The organism is Enterobacter sp. MGH119, assembly GCF_001037675.1.
GTDB classification, from domain to species: domain Bacteria; phylum Pseudomonadota; class Gammaproteobacteria; order Enterobacterales; family Enterobacteriaceae; genus Enterobacter; species Enterobacter hormaechei_C.
The window spans coordinates 1,926,772-1,944,534 of the sequence record NZ_KQ089929.1 but is presented as its reverse complement, the minus strand read 5'-3'; the positions used below and the strand labels follow the sequence as shown (position 1 = coordinate 1,944,534).

At 54.2% G+C, this 17,763-nt stretch carries 15 protein-coding genes and 7 tRNA genes; 1 reads left to right on the top strand and 21 read right to left on the bottom strand.

The features are described 5' to 3' along the window. Positions 1-3 precede the first annotated feature (3 nt). The 9 genes from SK53_RS09270 to miaB all read right to left on the bottom strand — a co-directional run bounded on the left by SK53_RS09270 (position 4) and on the right by miaB (position 9,194). Positions 4-729 (bottom strand): amino acid ABC transporter ATP-binding protein, encoded by a 726-nt coding sequence (locus tag SK53_RS09270; RefSeq protein ID WP_006809622.1) that lies wholly within the window; start codon positions 727-729, stop codon positions 4-6. Then, on the bottom strand, positions 729-1,403 hold the full coding sequence (gltK, locus tag SK53_RS09265) for a glutamate/aspartate ABC transporter permease GltK (protein ID WP_003858686.1): 675 nt from the start codon (positions 1,401-1,403) through the stop codon (positions 729-731). Before gltK ends, SK53_RS09270 begins: the two co-directional genes overlap by 1 nt. Next, positions 1,404-2,144 (bottom strand): glutamate/aspartate ABC transporter permease GltJ, encoded by a 741-nt coding sequence (gene gltJ, locus SK53_RS09260; RefSeq protein WP_015571133.1) that lies wholly within the window; start codon positions 2,142-2,144, stop codon positions 1,404-1,406. 155 nt (positions 2,145-2,299) lie between these two features. Continuing rightward, the gene (locus SK53_RS09255; protein WP_003858681.1) at positions 2,300-3,205 is read right to left on the bottom strand and encodes an amino acid ABC transporter substrate-binding protein; all 906 of its coding nucleotides are present in this window, start codon (positions 3,203-3,205) and stop codon (positions 2,300-2,302) included. A gap of 383 nt (positions 3,206-3,588) precedes the next feature. Further along, positions 3,589-5,127: an apolipoprotein N-acyltransferase gene (gene lnt, locus SK53_RS09250; protein ID WP_023315631.1), complete on the bottom strand. Its 1,539-nt coding sequence runs from the start codon at positions 5,125-5,127 to the stop codon at positions 3,589-3,591. 5 nt (positions 5,128-5,132) lie between these two features. Continuing rightward, positions 5,133-6,011 (bottom strand): CNNM family magnesium/cobalt transport protein CorC, encoded by an 879-nt coding sequence (gene corC, locus SK53_RS09245; RefSeq protein WP_003858679.1) that lies wholly within the window; start codon positions 6,009-6,011, stop codon positions 5,133-5,135. A gap of 84 nt (positions 6,012-6,095) precedes the next feature. Continuing rightward, positions 6,096-6,563, bottom strand: coding sequence for an rRNA maturation RNase YbeY (gene ybeY / locus SK53_RS09240; protein WP_003858677.1), 468 nt, complete (start codon positions 6,561-6,563; stop codon positions 6,096-6,098). Beyond that, positions 6,560-7,606, bottom strand: a complete 1,047-nt coding sequence (locus SK53_RS09235; RefSeq protein ID WP_003858674.1) for a PhoH family protein — start codon at positions 7,604-7,606, stop codon at positions 6,560-6,562. The genes ybeY and SK53_RS09235 overlap by 4 nt, the downstream gene beginning before the upstream one ends. A gap of 163 nt (positions 7,607-7,769) precedes the next feature. After that, a complete protein-coding gene (miaB, locus tag SK53_RS09230) occupies positions 7,770-9,194 on the bottom strand; it encodes a tRNA (N6-isopentenyl adenosine(37)-C2)-methylthiotransferase MiaB (protein ID WP_003858672.1) in 1,425 nt (474 codons plus the stop codon). Between the two features lie 135 nt (positions 9,195-9,329). Between miaB and ubiF the strand changes: the two genes are divergently transcribed. Further along, complete coding sequence (gene ubiF, locus SK53_RS09225) at positions 9,330-10,505, top strand: 3-demethoxyubiquinol 3-hydroxylase (RefSeq protein ID WP_047054208.1); 1,176 nt, start codon at positions 9,330-9,332, stop codon at positions 10,503-10,505. 108 nt (positions 10,506-10,613) lie between these two features. Here the strand turns inward: ubiF and SK53_RS09220 are convergent. The 12 genes from SK53_RS09220 to nagB all read right to left on the bottom strand — a co-directional run bounded on the left by SK53_RS09220 (position 10,614) and on the right by nagB (position 17,479). Beyond that, positions 10,614-10,688, bottom strand: a tRNA-Gln gene (locus SK53_RS09220). 34 nt (positions 10,689-10,722) lie between these two features. Continuing rightward, positions 10,723-10,797 (bottom strand) — tRNA-Gln (locus SK53_RS09215). Between the two features lie 41 nt (positions 10,798-10,838). Beyond that, a tRNA-Met gene (locus SK53_RS09210) sits at positions 10,839-10,915 on the bottom strand. A 17-nt stretch (positions 10,916-10,932) separates the two neighbouring features. Beyond that, positions 10,933-11,007, bottom strand: a tRNA-Gln gene (locus SK53_RS09205). A 32-nt stretch (positions 11,008-11,039) separates the two neighbouring features. Beyond that, positions 11,040-11,114, bottom strand: a tRNA-Gln gene (locus SK53_RS09200). Positions 11,115-11,137: 23 nt separating this feature from the next. Then, positions 11,138-11,222, bottom strand: a tRNA-Leu gene (locus SK53_RS09195). Positions 11,223-11,230: 8 nt separating this feature from the next. Next, positions 11,231-11,307: transfer RNA gene (locus tag SK53_RS09190), tRNA-Met, on the bottom strand. Positions 11,308-11,532: 225 nt separating this feature from the next. Further along, entirely contained in the window at positions 11,533-13,197 is a 1,665-nt protein-coding gene (gene asnB, locus SK53_RS09185) for an asparagine synthase B (protein ID WP_003858669.1), read from the bottom strand. Positions 13,198-13,447: 250 nt separating this feature from the next. Next, positions 13,448-14,200 carry a ribonucleotide monophosphatase NagD gene (gene nagD, locus SK53_RS09180; RefSeq protein ID WP_048209126.1) on the bottom strand — a complete coding sequence of 251 codons (753 nt, stop codon included), beginning with the start codon at positions 14,198-14,200 and terminating at the stop codon, positions 13,448-13,450. Positions 14,201-14,245: 45 nt separating this feature from the next. After that, positions 14,246-15,466: a DNA-binding transcriptional regulator NagC gene (locus SK53_RS09175; protein WP_017694286.1), complete on the bottom strand. Its 1,221-nt coding sequence runs from the start codon at positions 15,464-15,466 to the stop codon at positions 14,246-14,248. Positions 15,467-15,474: 8 nt separating this feature from the next. After that, complete coding sequence (gene nagA / locus SK53_RS09170) at positions 15,475-16,623, bottom strand: N-acetylglucosamine-6-phosphate deacetylase (RefSeq protein WP_003858664.1); 1,149 nt, start codon at positions 16,621-16,623, stop codon at positions 15,475-15,477. Between the two features lie 55 nt (positions 16,624-16,678). After that, positions 16,679-17,479: a glucosamine-6-phosphate deaminase gene (gene nagB / locus SK53_RS09165; RefSeq protein ID WP_003858663.1), complete on the bottom strand. Its 801-nt coding sequence runs from the start codon at positions 17,477-17,479 to the stop codon at positions 16,679-16,681. Positions 17,480-17,763: the final 284 nt, after the last annotated feature.

Genomic DNA, 17,763 nt, shown 5'->3' with positions numbered 1-17,763 from the left:
AGATTAATGCAGGATTTTGGCGAGGAAGTCTTTTGCACGTTCAGATTTAGGATTTGCGAAGAACTCTTCTTTTGGTGAGTCTTCAACAATTTTCCCTTCGTCCATGAAGATCACGCGGTTGGCCACTTTACGGGCGAAGCCCATTTCGTGCGTCACCACCATCATGGTCATCCCTTCGTGCGCCAGCTCCACCATGACGTCCAGCACTTCGTTGATCATCTCAGGATCGAGCGCGGACGTCGGCTCATCAAACAGCATAGCCACCGGATCCATGCACAGCGCACGCGCGATTGCCACACGCTGCTGTTGGCCGCCCGAAAGCTGCGCCGGGAACTTATCCGCATGTGCAGACAGCCCGACGCGTTCCAGCAACTTCAGGCCCTTTTCGCGCGCCGCTTTTTTGTCGCGCTTCAGCACTTTCACCTGCGCCAGCGTCAGGTTCTCAATGATGGAGAGGTGAGGGAACAGCTCAAAATGCTGGAACACCATCCCTACGTGGGAGCGAAGCTGGGCAAGGTTGGTTTTGCGGTCATTCACTTTGGTGCCGTTAACGACAATCTCGCCCTGCTGGACAGGTTCCAGCCCATTAACGGTTTTGATAAGCGTGGACTTACCGGAACCGGACGGACCGCATACCACCACCACATCGCCTTTTTTCACTTCTGTTGAGCAGTCGGTCAGCACCTGAAAGTGCCCATACCATTTAGAAACATTTTTCAGGGAAATCATTATACCGTCCTTTTCTTCAGCCAGCTGACCAACAGCGATGCGCTTAAACTAATCACAAAATAGACCCCGCCCGCGAAGAGGATCATCTCAACCTGCGTTCCGTCACGTTCGCCAATGGTGGAGGCGGTACGGAAGAAGTCTGCCAGGCTCAGCACGTAGACCAGGGAGGTATCCTGGAACAGGACGATGCCCTGCGTCAGCAGCAGCGGAACCATGGCGCGAAACGCCTGCGGCAGAATAATGAGCTTCATAGACTGCCAGTGCGTCATACCGAGCGCCAGCGCAGCGCTGGACTGCCCGCGCGAGATACTCTGAATACCGGCGCGGATGATCTCTGAGTAGTAGGCGGCTTCAAACATGGAAAACGCCACCATGGCAGAGATCAGGCGGATATCGGTCTTTGGCGACAGTCCCAGTACGTTCTGTAAAAAGCCGGGAACAATCAGATAAAACCACAGCAGCACCATGACCAGTGGAATGGAGCGGAACACGTTAACGTAAGCCGTGGCAAACCAGGCGAGCGGCTTAAAGCTCGACAGGCGCATCACTGCCAGCAGGGTGCCCCAGACAATACCGACGATAATGGCGATAACGGTGATCTTTAAGGTGATTGCCAGTCCATCCAGCAGATAGGGCATGGAGGGAACAATGGAACTCCAGTCAAAATCGTACATTTATTTGCCCCCCAGATTGCCCGGCAGGCGTACTTTGCGTTCAACCAGGTTCATCACCAGCATGATGAATGCGTTAATCAGAACATAGGCGAGCGTGATCGCCGTGAAGGATTCCCATGCGTGAGCGGAATAATCCAGCAGTTTGCCCGCCTGCGCCGCCATATCTACCAGACCAATGGTTGAGGCGATAGCCGAGTTTTTTACCAGGTTCATCATCTCGGACGTCATCGGCGGAACGATGACGCGGTAAGCGTTCGGCAGCAGTACGTAACGGTAGGCCTGAGGCAGAGTCAGGCCCATCGCCAGTGCCGCATTCTTTTGCCCGCGCGGCAGTGACTGTATGGCGGCACGTACCTGCTCGCAGACGCGCGCAGCGGTGAACAGCCCCAGACACAGCATAGAGGAGACAAAAAATTGTACGTTAGGATCCAGCTCGGCCTTAAACCACATGCCGAGATCTTCCGGCAGCAGTTCCGGGATCACCAGATACCAGGTAAAGAACTGCACGATCAGCGGAACGTTACGGAACAGTTCCACATAGAGCGTGCCAATTGAAGAGAGAAAACGGTTAGGGACGGTACGCAGAATACCGAACAGCGAACCGACAAGAAACGCGATAATCCACGCCGTTATCGATAACGCAACGGTAACCTGAAAGCCGCTCCACAGCCAGCCGAGATAGGTGGTGTTGCCGAACGGGGCTTGTTGCAGAAAGATGCCCCAGTTCCAGTCAATTGACATAGTAAACTCCAGAAAAAAAAGGGTAGCAGCGCTACCCTCGAAGATTGGTGAGAAGCTCAATTTTTGCGCTGAGTGGGGAACGACCACTCAACGTATAGTCTGTCCATGCTTCCCGACAATCGAGAGGGCAGGAGATCCCGCCCCTGTCGTTCTAATTAGTTAAGAGCTTTGTCGTTTGGTGATTTGAACAGCGCTTTCATGTCGTCAGACAGTTCAAAGTTCATGTTCAGGTTTTTTGGTGGAATTGGGTTCTTGAACCATTTGTCGAACCATTTTGCCGCTTCGCCGGAGGTTTGCGCCTGAGCGATGGTGTCATCGATCAGTTTCTTGAAGTCCTCGTCACCTTTACGCAGCATACAGCCGTAGGCTTCTTTCGACTGGGCGGTACCGACGATTTCCCAGTTGTCTGGTTTCTTCGCCTTGGCGCGCTCGCCTGCCAGCAGAGCGTCATCCATCATAAACGCGACGGCACGGCCGCTTTCCAGGGTACGGAAGGAGTCGCCATGGTCTTTCGCGCTGATGATGCGCATGTCCATTTTCTTTTCGTCGTTCAGCTTGTGCAGCAGCACTTCGGACGTGGTACCGGAGGTCACGACAACCGCTTTGCCTTTCAGGTCAGCAAAATCTTTGATGTCGCCGCCTTTCTTTGTCAGCAGGCGGGTGCCCACAACGAAGATGGTGTCCGAGAAAGCGGCCTGTTTCTGACGCTCAAGGTTGTTGGTGGTTGAGCCACATTCAAAATCAAATGTGCCGTTTTGCAGCAGAGGAATACGGTTCTGTGAAGTGATGGGGATCAGCTTCACTTGCAGGTCAGGTTTGTTCAGCTTTTTCTTCACGGCTTCAACGATGGCGTTGGAGTAATCCTGTGAATAGCCCACGACTTTTTGCGTGTTGTCGTAGTAAGAGAACGGGACAGAAGATTCACGGTGGCCGACCACGATCACGCCGTTTTTGGCAATCTTGTCGAGAGTGCTTCCTGCTGCCGGAGCGTCTTCAGCGTGGACAACCCCCGCAGACATTCCCATAACCAGCATTGCTGTGGCCAGTTTACGTAATTGCATACCCAACTCCTTTCTTATCAGCGCCAGTGACGCATAGATACCCATTGTGATGTTGTTATATCTCGCGCAATGCGAGTGCAGTGTTATGCAAGCTTGTTAACATTTAGTCTGGCTTAATGTAAAGATTTTGCTGCGTTATTGTTTATTTTTGCGAAGCGCGCCGCACCATTCAGAGGCAATAATCCCTCGTTGCACCATTTCGGTGCTACCGATGATCTACGCTGGTGCGACAAGGTTGCACGTTAAGCCAGACAGCGTTGATGTAATTAAACAAAGCAACAGGCGTGCCAGAATTGAAGTTTGGGAGGAAATTGTCGGGTGGCGCCGGCGCCGGAGAGCAGGCCGGGTAAGGCGTAGCCGCCACCCGGCAACAGAAGGTAAGGTTATTTACGACGCTGACGCAGGCTCATCAGCACTGCGCCAAAGCCGAACAGCACGGTCAAAATCCACAGCGGCCAGTTCCCGGTGCGCGCGTAAGGGGTGAGCCCGGTAGTTGGCGTGACGTTAGTAGTCAGCACCTCACGGGTAAATTGCGGGATCATGGCCTGGATTTCACCCTGCGGACCAATCACGGCGGTAATGCCGTTATTGGTGCTGCGCAGCAACGGACGCGCCAGCTCCAGAGAACGCATTCGCGCCATCTGGAAGTGCTGCCACGGACCAATCGATTTACCGAACCACGCATCGTTTGAGATGGTCAGCAGATAGTCGGTGTCCGGGCGGAAATTATCGCGCACCTGCTCGCCGAGGATAATCTCGTAGCAAATGGCGGCCGTCAGGGCAAAACCGTGCGCATGCAGCTGCGGCTGAACGTAAGGGCCCCGGCTGAATGAGGACATCGGCAAATCAAAGAACGGTGCCAGTGGGCGCAGAATAGACTCCAGCGGAACAAATTCGCCAAACGGTACAAGGTGGTTTTTGTTGTAACGATTGGTGGAGGTATAGCTGTATTCGCTGCCCTTACCGAGCGTAATGATCGTGTTGTACGTGTCATAGCGGTTCTGCTGATTGAGACGCGCATCCACAATTCCGGTGATCAGCGTACTGCCGCGTGCGCGCAGCAGATCGTCCATCATCTTCAGGAAGGGCTGCTGATTGATCTCCAGGTCTGGGATCGCAGACTCAGGCCAGATGATGAGCTGCGATTTGCCCATCACCTTTTCAGTGGCGTTGGCGTAGATTTTCAGCGTGTTCAGCAGCTGATTCTCATCCCATTTCAGGGACTGCGGGATATCGCCCTGGACCAGAGAAACCTGCGTGGCGCGCGCGGGCTCCAGCGTAAACCACTGGATATAACGCAGCGGGAAGGGCAGGGCAAACAGGATTAACGCGGCAACCAGCGGCTTCCAGTTACGTGTCACCAGGGCCAGCACCAGCAGGCCGCTGACGATCATCAACAGGAAGTTGATGGCTTCCACGCCCATGACCGGGGCCAGGCCTTTCAGCGGGCCGTCTACCTGGCTATAGCCGAACTGCAACCACGGGAAGCCGGTCAGTACCCAGCCGCGCAGAAATTCGGTGATTTGCCAGACAACGGGTGCCGCTATCGCCACGCGCAGCCAGGTCGTTTTTGGCCACAGGCGAGACAGGATGCCCGCGAACAGGCCAGTGTAGAGCGAAAGATAGGCGGCGAGCAGCACAACCAGGAAGACGTTAACCGGCCCCGGCATTCCGCCAAATTGCGCGATACTGACGTAGACCCAGTTGATACCAGAGCCAAACAGTCCCAGCCCCCAGAAGTAGCCGATGGCCGCGGCCTGTACCGGACGACGGTTCAGGGTAAGCCCCTGTAGCCCCATCAGGGAGAGAATAGCGGCTGGCCAGATATCGTAAGGAGAAAAAGCCAGCGTACCGCTGGCTCCGAGTAACAGCGCCAGCAGCAAACGGACGCGCTGGCGTTCAAAGAGTGGGGCAAATGCCATTTACATTAATCTTCCAGTTTTGGCACCGGTGAGTCGTCCGGCATTCTGACGTGAACCTGAATAATACGTCGGCTGTCAGCCATTGCGACCTTGAACTGGTAACCATCGATGTCAACGGTTTCACCGCGGGCCGGAAGATGGCCGAAGGCCTGCATCACCAGACCACCAATGGTGTCCACTTCTTCATCGCTGAAGCTGGTGCCAAAGGTATCGTTGAAGTCTTCAATGGAGGCCAGCGCGCGCACGGTCCAGGTGTGGCGGCTCAGCTGACGGAAGTCGATATCCTCTTCTTCGTCATACTCGTCTTCGATTTCGCCCACGATCAGCTCAAGGATGTCTTCGATTGTGACCAGACCGGAAACGCCACCAAATTCATCAATAACAATCGCCATGTGATAGCGCTGGGAGCGAAACTCCTTCAGCATCCGATCCACACGCTTACTTTCCGGCACAACCACGGCCGGGCGTAACACCTTTTCCATACTGAAGGCTTCGGCATCGCTGCGCATAAACGGCAGCAGATCTTTCGCCATCAAAATCCCTTCAATGTGATCTTTATCTTCGCTGATGACCGGGAAACGTGAGTGAGCCGATTCGATAATCACATCGAGGCACTCGTCCAGCGTCTGGTTGCGTTTCAGGGTAATCATCTGCGAGCGGGGGATCATGATGTCGCGGACGCGCTGGTCGGCGATGTCCATCACCCCTTCGAGCATTTCGCGCGTATCTTCGTCGATAAGGTCGTTCTGCCCGGAATCACGAATCAGCTCCAGCAGTTCATCACGGTTTTTCGGTTCGCCGTGGAAAAGCTGGTTCAGAATGAGGGAGAAAAATCCCTTTTTAGTGGTTGTCGTGTCGCTACTGTGTGAATTGTCGTCGCTCATGGCGTTTGTTAAGGGTTCTCTTGTTAGTTCAACGTTAACCGCCGCGCTATGTCCCTGCGCGGCGGCATGGTAGTCAGTGACTGACTATTCTTTCTCGGCAATGTACGGATCCTCATAGCCCAGAGCAAGCATTATCTCTGTCTCGAGGGATTCCATCTCTTCCGCTTCGTCATCTTCAATATGGTCGTAACCCAGAAGATGCAGGCTACCGTGCACCACCATGTGTGCCCAGTGCGCTTCCAGCGGCTTTTGCTGCTCTTTGGCTTCCTGCTCAACCACCTGACGGCAGATGATCAGATCGCCCAGCAGCGGCATCTCAATGCCCGGAGGGGCTTCGAACGGGAAAGAGAGCACGTTGGTCGGCTTATCTTTCCCGCGGTAGGTCAGGTTGAGCTCATGGCTTTCTGCTTCATCCACCAGGCGAATCGTGACCTCTGATTCTTCCTGAAACTGGGGGATAACGGCATCCAGCCATTTCTGAAACTGTGCCTCTTCTGGCATGCCGGAATTATCTTCACAGGCCAGCTGTAAATCGAGGATCACCTGACTCATTTCTGTTCATGCTCCTGCGCTTCGCGCTTACGTTCTGCGGCCAGTTCGGCCCTGCGCTTCTGATCTGCCTCTTCCCAGGCCTCATAAGCGTTAACGATACGCGCGACCACCGGATGGCGTACCACGTCTTCACTGTGGAAGAAGTTGAAGCTGATTTCCTCTACCTCGGCCAGGACTTCGATGGCGTGACGCAGACCCGATTTGGTGTTACGCGGCAGGTCAATCTGGGTGACGTCACCGGTGATCACCGCTTTCGAGTTAAAGCCAATACGCGTCAGGAACATCTTCATCTGTTCGATAGTGGTGTTCTGGCTCTCATCCAGAATGATGAACGCGTCGTTAAGCGTACGGCCACGCATGTAGGCCAGCGGGGCCACTTCAATCACGTTACGCTCGATGAGCTTTTCAACTTTCTCGAAGCCGAGCATTTCGAACAGCGCGTCATACAGCGGGCGCAGATACGGGTCGACCTTCTGGCTCAGATCGCCCGGCAGGAAGCCCAGTTTTTCACCGGCTTCAACAGCAGGGCGGGTCAGCAGGATACGGCGGATCTCCTGACGCTCAAGCGCATCGACCGCAGCAGCAACGGCCAGATAGGTTTTACCCGTACCCGCCGGGCCCACGCCGAAGGTGATGTCATGGTCGAGAATATTGGCGATGTACTGCGCCTGGTTCGGGGTACGAGGCTTAATCACGCCGCGTTTAGTTTTGATGTTGATGGCTTTGCCATAGTCCGGCACGCTCTCCGCGCTCTGCTCAAGCACGCGCGCCTCTTTGATGGCCAGGTGGATCTGTTCAGGTTCAATATCCTGGATCTCACCGCGCATCGGGGCGGTATCAACATACAGGCTGCGGAGAATATCTGCCGCGGCGTTGACGCAGATTGGGCGTCCGGTGAGTTTGAAATGGTTATCGCGACGATTGATTTCGATACCCAGACGTCGCTCCAGTTGTTTGATGTTGTCATCAAACGGCCCGCACAGGCTCAGCAGGCGAGCGTTGTCTGCGGGCTCAAGGCTAATTTCACGCGTATCTATGTTCAAACTGTTCCTCTTTAATTGGTTAACTGACCTGTGGCCACACGGCGTAATAAAACGGTCATTACCGAAATTATTCACGCCACAGAATAAAGGCGCAAGCGTTGCGGTAGATATTGGGGGTGATGAGAGGAAATACAAGGCCTGCCGGACAGGCAGGCCAGGAGGATCACGGCTGGTAAATACCTACGCCAGAGTCGTTGACCTTGCGGGTGCGAGAGATAACGGATTCCGGAGTCTGTGCAATTCGCAGACCCATTTCGTCCTCAGTGCGTACCACCTTCCCGCGCAGCGAGTTCGTGAGCACTTCGACAATCTCGACGTCCACAAACTTACCGATCATGTCCGGGGTGCCTTCAAAATTCACCACGCGGTTATTTTCGGTTCGACCAGACAGTTCCATGATGCTCTTACGGGAGGTGCCTTCCACCAGAATACGCTGGACAGTGCCGAGCATGCGACGACTCCAGGCGTTGGCCTGCTGGTTGATACGCTCCTGTAGAATATACAGACGCTGCTTTTTCTCTTCTTCCGGTACATCATCAACCATATCGGCCGCAGGGGTGCCCGGGCGCGCAGAGAAGATAAAGCTGTAGCTGACGTCGAAATTCACCTCGCCGATGAGCTTCATGGTGCGCTCGAAGTCATCAGCGGTTTCGCCAGGGAAGCCGACGATAAAGTCGGAGCTAATCTGGATATCCGGGCGCGCTTCACGCAGCTTGCGGATGGTGGACTTATACTCCAGCACCGTATGTGGACGACCCATCAGGTTCAGCACGCGGTCAGAGCCGCACTGGATAGGCAGGTGCAGGAAGCTCACCAGCTCTGGCGTATCGCGATAGACGTCAATAATGTCGTCGGTAAATTCCATCGGATGGCTGGTGGTAAAGCGAATGCGGTCGATGCCGTCAATCGCCGCCACCAGACGCAGCAGTTCAGCAAAGCTGCCGGTGGTGCCGTCGTAGTTTTCCCCGCGCCAGGCGTTCACGTTCTGCCCCAGCAGGTTCACTTCGCGAACGCCCTGCGCGGCAAGCTGCGCGATTTCAAACAGGATATCGTCTGCCGGGCGGCTCACTTCTTCACCGCGGGTGTAAGGCACCACGCAGTAAGTACAGTATTTGTTGCAGCCTTCCATGATGGAGACGAAGGCGGTCGGGCCATCAGCGCGCGGCTCTGGCAGACGGTCAAATTTCTCGATCTCCGGGAAGCTCACGTCAACCACCGGGCTACGGCTGCCGCGAACCTGATTAATCATCTCTGGCAGGCGGTGCAGGGTCTGAGGGCCAAAAACGATATCCACATAGGGGGCTCTCTGGCGGATCAGCTTACCTTCCTGCGATGCGACGCAGCCACCCACGCCAATGATCAGGTCCGGATTTTTCCGTTTGAGAAGCTTCCAGCGGCCTAACACATGAAAGACTTTTTCCTGTGCTTTTTCACGAATTGAACAGGTGTTCAGCAGCAGCACATCGGCTTCTTTCGCATTTTCAGTCAGCTGGTATCCGTGGGTGGTATCCAGCAGATCGGCCATCTTCGATGAATCGTATTCGTTCATCTGACAGCCCCAGGTTTTTATATGGAGTTTTTTAGTCATCGACTTGCTCAGCTCAGGATTGCAAGCCGCGTATTGTAATGCTTTGGTGCGGTTGTGACCAGTATGAAGGTTGTCAACCTCAGGGCCGCAAAAATCCGGTAAACTTAAGGCATTCTTCAATAAGGAATAGTGACCATGACACTCCTGAACACCGAAGTTGCCGTTGTTGGCGGCGGTATGGTCGGCGGCGCACTGGCGCTGGGGCTGGCGCAGCAGGGATTTGACGTAACCGTTATTGAACAGGCGGCTCCGCCGGCATTCGATCCTGCCAGCCAACCGGACGTGCGTATTTCCGCCATCAGCGCGGCCTCTGTTGATCTGCTTCGCGGGCTGGGCGTCTGGGAGGCGGTGCTGGCGATGCGCGCGCATCCTTACAGCCGTCTCGAAACCTGGGAGTGGGAAAATGCTCACGTGTCGTTTGATGCCGCCGAGCTGAAACTGCCGCGCCTGGGCTATATGGTGGAAAACAACGTGCTCCAGCAGGCACTCTGGCAGGCGCTGGAGGCGCACCCGAAGGTGACGCTGCGCGTGCCGGACTCGCTGAAAGGCCTGCATCGTCATGAGGGCGGGTATCTCCTGACGCTGGACAACGACGATGAGCTGGCCGTGAAGCTGGTGGTGGGGGCGGATGGCGCGAACTCGCAGGTCAGGCAGATGGCAGGCATTGGGATCCATGCCTGGCAGTACCAGCAGTCCTGCATGCTGATCACCGTTCAGTCAGCAAACGCGCCGGGCGAAAGCACCTGGCAGCATTTTACGCCGAACGGCCCGCATGCATTCTTACCGCTGTTTGATAACTGGGCTTCGCTGGTGTGGTACGACAAACCGGCGCGCATTCGACAGTTGCAGGGGCTGTCCATGGATCAGTTGCAGCGCGAAATCCGCCAGCACTTCCCGAGCCGTCTGGGCAACGTGACCCCGGTTGCCGCCGGCGCATTCCCGCTGATGCGACGCCATGCGTTGCAGTATGCCCGTGAAGGACTGGTGCTTGTGGGGGACGCGGCGCACACCATTCATCCGCTGGCGGGGCAGGGGGTGAATCTGGGATACCGTGACGTCGATGCGTTACTGGATGTGCTGGGTAACGCTCGCGCCCACGCGGAAGCCTGGGCCAGCCATCAGGTTCTGAAGCGCTACCAGACGCGCCGTATGGCGGATAACTTCATTATGCAGTCGGGGATGGATCTGTTCTATGCCGGGTTCAGCAATGATGTTGGTCCGGTGCGTATAGTGCGCAATATTGGATTGATGGCAGCGGAACGTGCCGGTGGTCTGAAGCGTCAGGCCCTGAAGTACGCCCTCGGACTCTGATCTTTATTCCCTCTCCCCGTGGGAGAGGGTTAGGGTGAAGGCATCAGGCCGCACTATTCTGAACAACAAAAACAAAAAAGCCCGCAGAGCGGGCTTGTTTGTTTAAAGTGGCTGGGGTGCAGGGATTCGAACCCCGGAATGCTGGTATCAGAAACCAGAGCCTTACCGCTTGGCGACACCCCAATTGCGTTAAACAAACTGCTTAACGACTTTAAAGTGGCTGGGGTACGAGGATTCGAACCTCGGAATGCCGGAATCAGAATCCGGTGCCTTACCGCTTGGCGATACCCCAACAATGTTCAGTTTACCGAATCTTATTCGATAACGTAAATATGGTGGCTACGACGGGATTCGAACCTGTGACCCCATCATTATGAGTGATGTGCTCTAACCAACTGAGCTACGTAGCCAGTACTGCAATCTTCGATGGCTGGGGTACCTGGATTCGAACCAGGGAATGCCGGTATCAAAAACCGGTGCCTTACCGCTTGGCGATACCCCAATACCGCGGAGAACCGCATGATCGAAGAAATATGGCTGGGGTACCTGGATTCGAACCAGGGAATGCCGGTATCAAAAACCGGTGCCTTACCGCTTGGCGATACCCCATCCGTGCAACGCTTACCTGGGAATGGTGCGGGAGGCGAGACTTGAACTCGCACACCTTGCGGCGCCAGAACCTAAATCTGGTGCGTCTACCAATTTCGCCACTCCCGCAAAAAAGATGGTGGCTACGACGGGATTCGAACCTGTGACCCCATCATTATGAGTGATGTGCTCTAACCAACTGAGCTACGTAGCCATCTTTTTTTCGCGTTACCTTATCGGCGTTGCGGGGCGCATTATGCGTATAGACCCTTGCAGCGTCAACACCTTTTTCAATGAAAATAGCCGGAATGTGACTGTTTGGTTAGGTTGCGAACAGCGAGGCCGAATATTCGACAATTATTGGTTATTAATCGATTTTATGCCGGGAAAAGAGAGGCAAAAAAATCAGGCCCCGGAGGGCCTGATTATAGTCTGGACATTATTTATAAGCAGACTGGTGAACGCCCACCGCGCGTCCTGACGGATCGTTCATCGCTTTGAAGGATTCATCCCATTCAATTGCTTTAGCAGAAGAGCAGGCGACCGAAGGACCACCCGGTACGCACTCGGCTGCGCTTGGAACCGGGAACAGCTCCTCAAAGATCTCACGGTACAAATACGCCTCTTTCGAGGCTGGCGTGTTGTACGGGAAACGGAAGCTCGCAGTTTCCAGTTGTTGATCAGAAACCTGTTTCGCCGCCACCTCTTTCAGGGTGTCGATCCAGCTGTAGCCTACGCCATCGGAGAACTGCTCTTTCTGACGCCACGCCACGCTCGCCGGCAGGTAGGATTCAAAACATTCACGCAGGATATGTTTCTCCATTTTGCCGTTGCCGCACATTTTGTCCTGCGGGTTGATGCGCATCGCCACATCGAGGAATTTCTTATCGAGGAACGGCACGCGGGCTTCCACACCCCAGGCGGACATCGCTTTGTTGGCGCGCGCGCAGTCAAACATGTGCAGCGCCTGTAGCTTACGCACCGTTTCTTCATGCAGCTCTTTGGCGTTTGGCGCTTTGTGGAAATAGAGGTAACCGCCAAACACTTCGTCAGAACCTTCGCCGGAGAGCACCATCTTGATGCCCATCGCTTTGATCTTCCGCGACATCAAATACATCGGCGTGGAGGCGCGAATGGTGGTCACATCATAGGTTTCAATGTGATAGATCACATCGCGGATCGCATCCAGACCTTCCTGTACGGTGAAGTGAATTTCATGGTGCACCGTGCCAAGATGGTTCGCCACTTCCTGGGCGGCTTTCAGGTCAGGTGCCCCTTCCAGACCCACGGCAAAGGAGTGCAGTTGTGGCCACCAGGCTTCAGAGCGCTCCTGATCTTCCACGCGACGTGCGGCGAATTTCTTGGTGATCGCGGAGATCACGGAGGAGTCCAGACCGCCGGAGAGCAGTACACCGTAGGGGACATCTGACATCAGGTGGCTTTTCACTGACTCTTCCAGCGCCTGACGCAGTTCCGCTTTGTCCGTCACGTTGTCTTTCACCGCTTCATAATCAAACCAGTCGCGCTGGTAGTACGGGCGGATCTCGCCGTCCTGGCTCCACAGGTAGCTACCTGCCGGGAACTCTTTGATGGTGCGGCATACCGGTACCAGGGCTTTCATCTCTGAGGCAACGTAGAAGTTACCGTGTTCATCGTGTCCCATGTACAGCGGGATAATACCAATATGGTCGCGGCCAATCAGGTAAGCGTCTTTTTCGCTGTCGTACAGGGCGAAGGCGAACATACCTTGCAGGTCGTCGAGGAACTCCGGGCCTTTCTCCTGATACAGCGCCAGGATCACTTCGCAGTCTGAGCCGGTCTGAAACGCGTAGCGATCGCCGTACTCAGCGCGCAGCGCCTGATGGTTGTAAATTTCACCGTTAACAGCCAGCGCGTGCGTTTTTTTCTCGTTATACAGCGGCTGTGCGCCAGCGTTGACATCAACAATGGAGAGACGTTCGTGAGCCAGAATCGCTTTATCGCTGGCGTAAACGCCTGACCAGTCCGGACCGCGATGGCGCATCAGGCGGGACAATTCGAGTGCTTTTTTACGCAGTTCGCCCGCGTCAGTTTTAATATCCAGTACGCCAAAAATAGAACACATAACCTTCTCCGTTAACCCTGTTGCGTTGTGATGTTGCTTGCTTATGAAAATGCCGCAAAAAGGGGAGGGGGCGCAAGCGTTTTACCGATGAAAACGTAAAAAGTGCAATGGCAATTGCCGAATCTTAAAAAAAGAGTATGCCTTAAGCGATTCTATTGATGATTTCTCAATGAAGAGCTGATTTCGTTAGATGAAGTGATGTTTTCAGACAGCAGAAATGAAAAACCACGCCCTGAGGCGTGGTTCTGAATCAAATAACGTCGATTTCGTCGACAGAGGGGTAAATCCAGCTTGGCCGGAACGGCATCGTATCAATGTCATCAAGCTGTGAAACGCCAGAAAGCACCAGGATGGTTTCAAGCCCCGCCTGGAAGCCAGCAAGAATATCGGTACGCAGGTTGTCGCCCACAATGACGGTTTCTTCTGAGTGTGCCTGCATCGTATTCAGTGCGGCGCGGATAATCCACGGGCTCGGTTTACCGACAACAAACGGCTTACGGCCCGAGATTTTTTCGATACCGGCACACAGCGCACCGCAGGCGGGATAAAAACCGCGACCGTGCGTGTCCGGGTTGGTGGCGATAAAACGCGCACCGTTGGCGACAAAGTAGGCTGCCTTATGCATCATCTCCCAGTTAAAGGAGCGCGTTTCGCCCACGATGACAAAGTCCGGGTTCACGTCGGTGATGGTGAAGCCCGCTTTATACAGCTCGTGGATCAGCGCACCTTCACCAACCACATAGGCTTTTTTGCCTTCCTGACGCTTCAGGAAATCCGCGGTCGCCATCGCAGAGGTATAAAACACGCTGTCCGGGACGTTGACGCCCGCAGTAGCAAAGCGGTTTGCCAGATCCTGACCAGTCTGTGAAGGGTAGTTCGTGAGAAGAACCAGTGGCATTCCTTTATCGATGATGCGGTGAATAAACTCCGCAGCACCCGGCACGGCAACGTTGTCGTGCATCAGCACGCCGTCGATATCACAAATTACATTCTTAATGGTCATGGACAATCCGACATCAAAAAAAGAAGGCGTTACTATAAGATCCGATCAGGATTCCAGCAAATGTTGCAGCAGGATCCCGTTCAGCATGGCACGTTTTACCAGGGCGAATGCGCCAATTGCCGAGCGGTGATCGAGCGTAGATCGCACCACCGGCAAATTCTGGCGAAATGCCTTCAGCGCCTGGGTATTGATGCAGCCTTCAATGGCGGGCAGTAACACTTTTTCGGCTTCAACGATCTCGCCGGCAATCACCACCTTTTGCGGATTAAACAGGTTGATGGCAATGGCGATGGTCTTACCCAGGTGGCGTCCTACCTGTTCGATCACTTCGCAGGCCAGCGCATCGCCTTTGTTTGCCGCTTTGCAGATGGCGCCGATCTTACAATCGTCCAGCGTGACGCGGCTCTGGTAACCCTGCTCCAGCAGATGGCGAACGCGATGTTCAATGGCGGCGTTGGCGGCAACGGTTTCAAGACAGCCAAAATTACCGCAGTGGCAACGCTCGCCAAGCGGTTCCACCTGGATATGACCAATCTCGCCTACGTTACCGTTACGACCAATAAAAATGCGGCCATTCGAGATGATGCCCGCACCTGTACCACGGTGAACGCGCACCAGAATAGAGTCTTCGCAGTCCTGGCTCGCACCAAAGTAGTGCTCCGCCAGCGCCAGCGAGCGAATATCGTGACCAACAAAGCAGGTCAGCTTGAAGCGCTTTTCCAGCGCCTCAACCAGCCCCCAGTTCTCTACCTTAATATGCGGCATGTAGCGAATAACGCCGCTTTCCGGGTCAACCAGGCCGGGCAAAATCACCGAGATGGCGATGAGTTCACGGATCTTGCGCTGACAGCTTTCGATAAACTGCGCAATGGTATTCAGTAACGCATGTTCAAGCGTCTCCTGCGTGCGCTCAGGAAGGGGGTAATGCTCTTCGGCAATGGCCTTGCTGCTCAGGTCGTAGAGCGTAAGAGTGGTGTCATGACGTCCTAAGCGAACGCCAATGGCCTGAAAATTGCGGGTTTCCGTGACGATGGAAATCGCGCGGCGGCCCCCGGTGGAGGCCTGCTGATCGACTTCTTTGATCAGGCCGCGCTCAATAAGCTGACGTGTAATTTTTGTCACGCTGGCGGGAGCAAGCTGGCTTTGTTCGGCTATCTGAATGCGTGAGATTGGCCCGTGCTGGTCAATCAGGCGATAAACTGCCGCGCTGTTAAGTTGTTTAACGAGATCGACATTACCGATTTGAGCTTGTCCGCCTGGTGTCATACTTTTACTTACTCAGTGACGACCTCGTTACCATTAACGATGGTCTTAATAATTTTATAATCGTGTGTGAACGCCGTCAGGTTTGCAACCATACCTGGCGCAATACCACCGAGCTGTTTATCGACGCCAATGGCGCGCGCCGGATAAAGCGTGGCCATGCGCAGCACTTCCTCAAGCGCGATGCCGCAATGTTCAACGAGGTTACGTACCCCTTCGATCATCGTCAGAGAAGAACCGCTCAGCGTGCCGTTCTCATCCACACACAGTCCATTCCGGTAGTATATTGTTTTACCAGCAAAAATGAACTGGTCAATATTCGCTCCTGCCGGAGCGGTAGCATCCGTCACCAGGCAGAGCTTGTCGCCTTTCAGGCGTTTGGCGTTGCGGATGTTGGTGTAATCGACATGCAAGCCGTCGGCGATAATGCCGCAGTAGACGTCTGGTTCATCCAGAATTGCGCCAACCAGTCCCGGTTCGCGGCCAGTAATATAGGGCATCGCGTTATAAAGGTGTGTGGCAAATGTAATGCCTGCGCGGAAACCGGCCTTCGCCTCTTTCAGCGTCGCGTTCGAATGGCCCGCAGATACCACAATCCCGGCGGCGGCCAGTTTGCTGATAACGTCCGTGCCGGTCATTTCTGGGGCCAGCGTCACTTTGGTGATCACATCGGCATTGGCGCACATGTAATCAACCAGCTCGGCATCCGGTTTGCGCACGTAGTTTGGGTTATGGGTGCCTTTCTTGACCATATTCAGCCAAGGCCCTTCCAGGTGCAGGCCCAGCGCCTGATTCGGATGTTTTGCCAGGTATTCGCGCATGACGCGGATACCCTGTTTCATCAGGTCATCGCTGCTGGTGATCAGCGTTGGCAGATAGCTGGTGCAGCCCGATTTCTCGTTGGCTTTCTGCATAATTTCCAGCGTTTCAACCGTCACCGCTTCTGCGGTATCGTTAAACTGGACACCGCCGCAGCCGTTAAGCTGTACGTCGATGAAACCGGGGGAGATTACAGCTCCATTGAGTGAACGCTGTTCGATCTCCGGCGGCAGTTCCGCCAGCGGGCAAACACGTTCAATCAGGCCATTGGCGATTACAATCGCATGGTCATCCAGAATTTCATGGCCGGTATAAATCCGACCGTGGGTTAAAGCGTACATATCGACCCCCGGTTAAAAAAAGCGACCGCCCCGGATAAAAGAGGCGGTTATTCAATTACAGACCTTTGATGTTCTCAGCTTCCAGCTCGTTGAAGTATTTCAGCGTTTTCACTTTCAGCTCCATGGTGGACGGTTCGTCACACACGACAACCGCTTTTGGATGCAGCTGTAAGCAGCTGATCGTCCACATATGGTTCACGTTGCCTTCAACGGCAGCCTGAAGCGCTTGCGCTTTCACCGCGCCCAGCACCAGAATCATCACTTCTTCGGCATCCAGCAGCGTGCCCACGCCCACGGTCAGCGCGTATTTAGGCACCTGATTGACGTCGCCGTCAAAGAAGCGGGAGTTAGCCACGCGCGTATCATGGGTCAGCGTTTTAATACGGGTACGGGAAGCCAGTGAAGATGCCGGTTCGTTGAACGCGATATGACCATCGTTGCCTACGCCGCCCATAAACAGGTGGATTTTACCGTAGGAACGGATTTTTTCTTCATACTGACGGCATTCTGCGTCAATATCAGGCGCGTTTCCATTCAGCAGGTTAATGTTTTCAGCCGGAATATCAACGTGATCGAAGAAATTACGGTGCATAAAGCTGTGGTAACTTTCCGGATGTTCCTTTGGCAGGCCGACATATTCGTCCATGTTGAAGGTCACAACGTGTTTAAAGCTAACCTGGCCCGCTTTGTGCATTTCAACCAGAGCTTTATAAGCGGTCAGGGGCGTGCCGCCGGTTGGAAGACCGAGAACGAAAGGACGATCGGCTGTTGGTTTGAACGCGTTGATGCGATTAACGATATGACGAGCAGCCCATTTTCCGACTTGTTCAGCTGTTGCCAGGGGAATCAGTCTCATTATTCACCTCTAAAGTTTAAGTAAAAGTGGGCGGATGATTAGTGCAACCTGAACTAAGCGTAACCTGGAACCTTTCAGGCCGGATCAATCCGTCTTGATTTTTTGAATGATAAAATAAGTTTTCGTCGTTAGCCAGTGACAGGGAGGGTTTAATACGATATTTGGTGACAATAATCACAAAAAATAGGTGTTTAATTTGCGATACGAATTAATTTTTCACACACTCACACTGCCAGTGAATCATCAACTGTATCTATCGTTCGTGACACAATAAAAACATAGTT

Coding starts and splice junctions, on each gene's coding strand:
- miaB (WP_003858672.1), bottom strand. CDS start 9,194: ATGACTAAAAAACTCCATATAAAAACCTGGGGCTGTCAGATGAACGAA.
- SK53_RS09255 (WP_003858681.1), bottom strand. CDS start 3,205: ATGCAATTACGTAAACTGGCCACAGCAATGCTGGTTATGGGAATGTCT.
- gltJ (WP_015571133.1), bottom strand. CDS start 2,144: ATGTCAATTGACTGGAACTGGGGCATCTTTCTGCAACAAGCCCCGTTC.
- asnB (WP_003858669.1), bottom strand. CDS start 13,197: ATGTGTTCTATTTTTGGCGTACTGGATATTAAAACTGACGCGGGCGAA.
- SK53_RS09270 (WP_006809622.1), bottom strand. CDS start 729: ATGATTTCCCTGAAAAATGTTTCTAAATGGTATGGGCACTTTCAGGTG.
- gltK (WP_003858686.1), bottom strand. CDS start 1,403: ATGTACGATTTTGACTGGAGTTCCATTGTTCCCTCCATGCCCTATCTG.
- nagA (WP_003858664.1), bottom strand. CDS start 16,623: ATGTACGCTTTAACCCACGGTCGGATTTATACCGGCCATGAAATTCTG.
- nagB (WP_003858663.1), bottom strand. CDS start 17,479: ATGAGACTGATTCCCCTGGCAACAGCTGAACAAGTCGGAAAATGGGCT.
- SK53_RS09175 (WP_017694286.1), bottom strand. CDS start 15,466: ATGACACCAGGCGGACAAGCTCAAATCGGTAATGTCGATCTCGTTAAA.
- nagD (WP_048209126.1), bottom strand. CDS start 14,200: ATGACCATTAAGAATGTAATTTGTGATATCGACGGCGTGCTGATGCAC.
- lnt (WP_023315631.1), bottom strand. CDS start 5,127: ATGGCATTTGCCCCACTCTTTGAACGCCAGCGCGTCCGTTTGCTGCTG.
- corC (WP_003858679.1), bottom strand. CDS start 6,011: ATGAGCGACGACAATTCACACAGTAGCGACACGACAACCACTAAAAAG.
- ybeY (WP_003858677.1), bottom strand. CDS start 6,563: ATGAGTCAGGTGATCCTCGATTTACAGCTGGCCTGTGAAGATAATTCC.
- ubiF (WP_047054208.1), top strand. CDS start 9,330: ATGACACTCCTGAACACCGAAGTTGCCGTTGTTGGCGGCGGTATGGTC.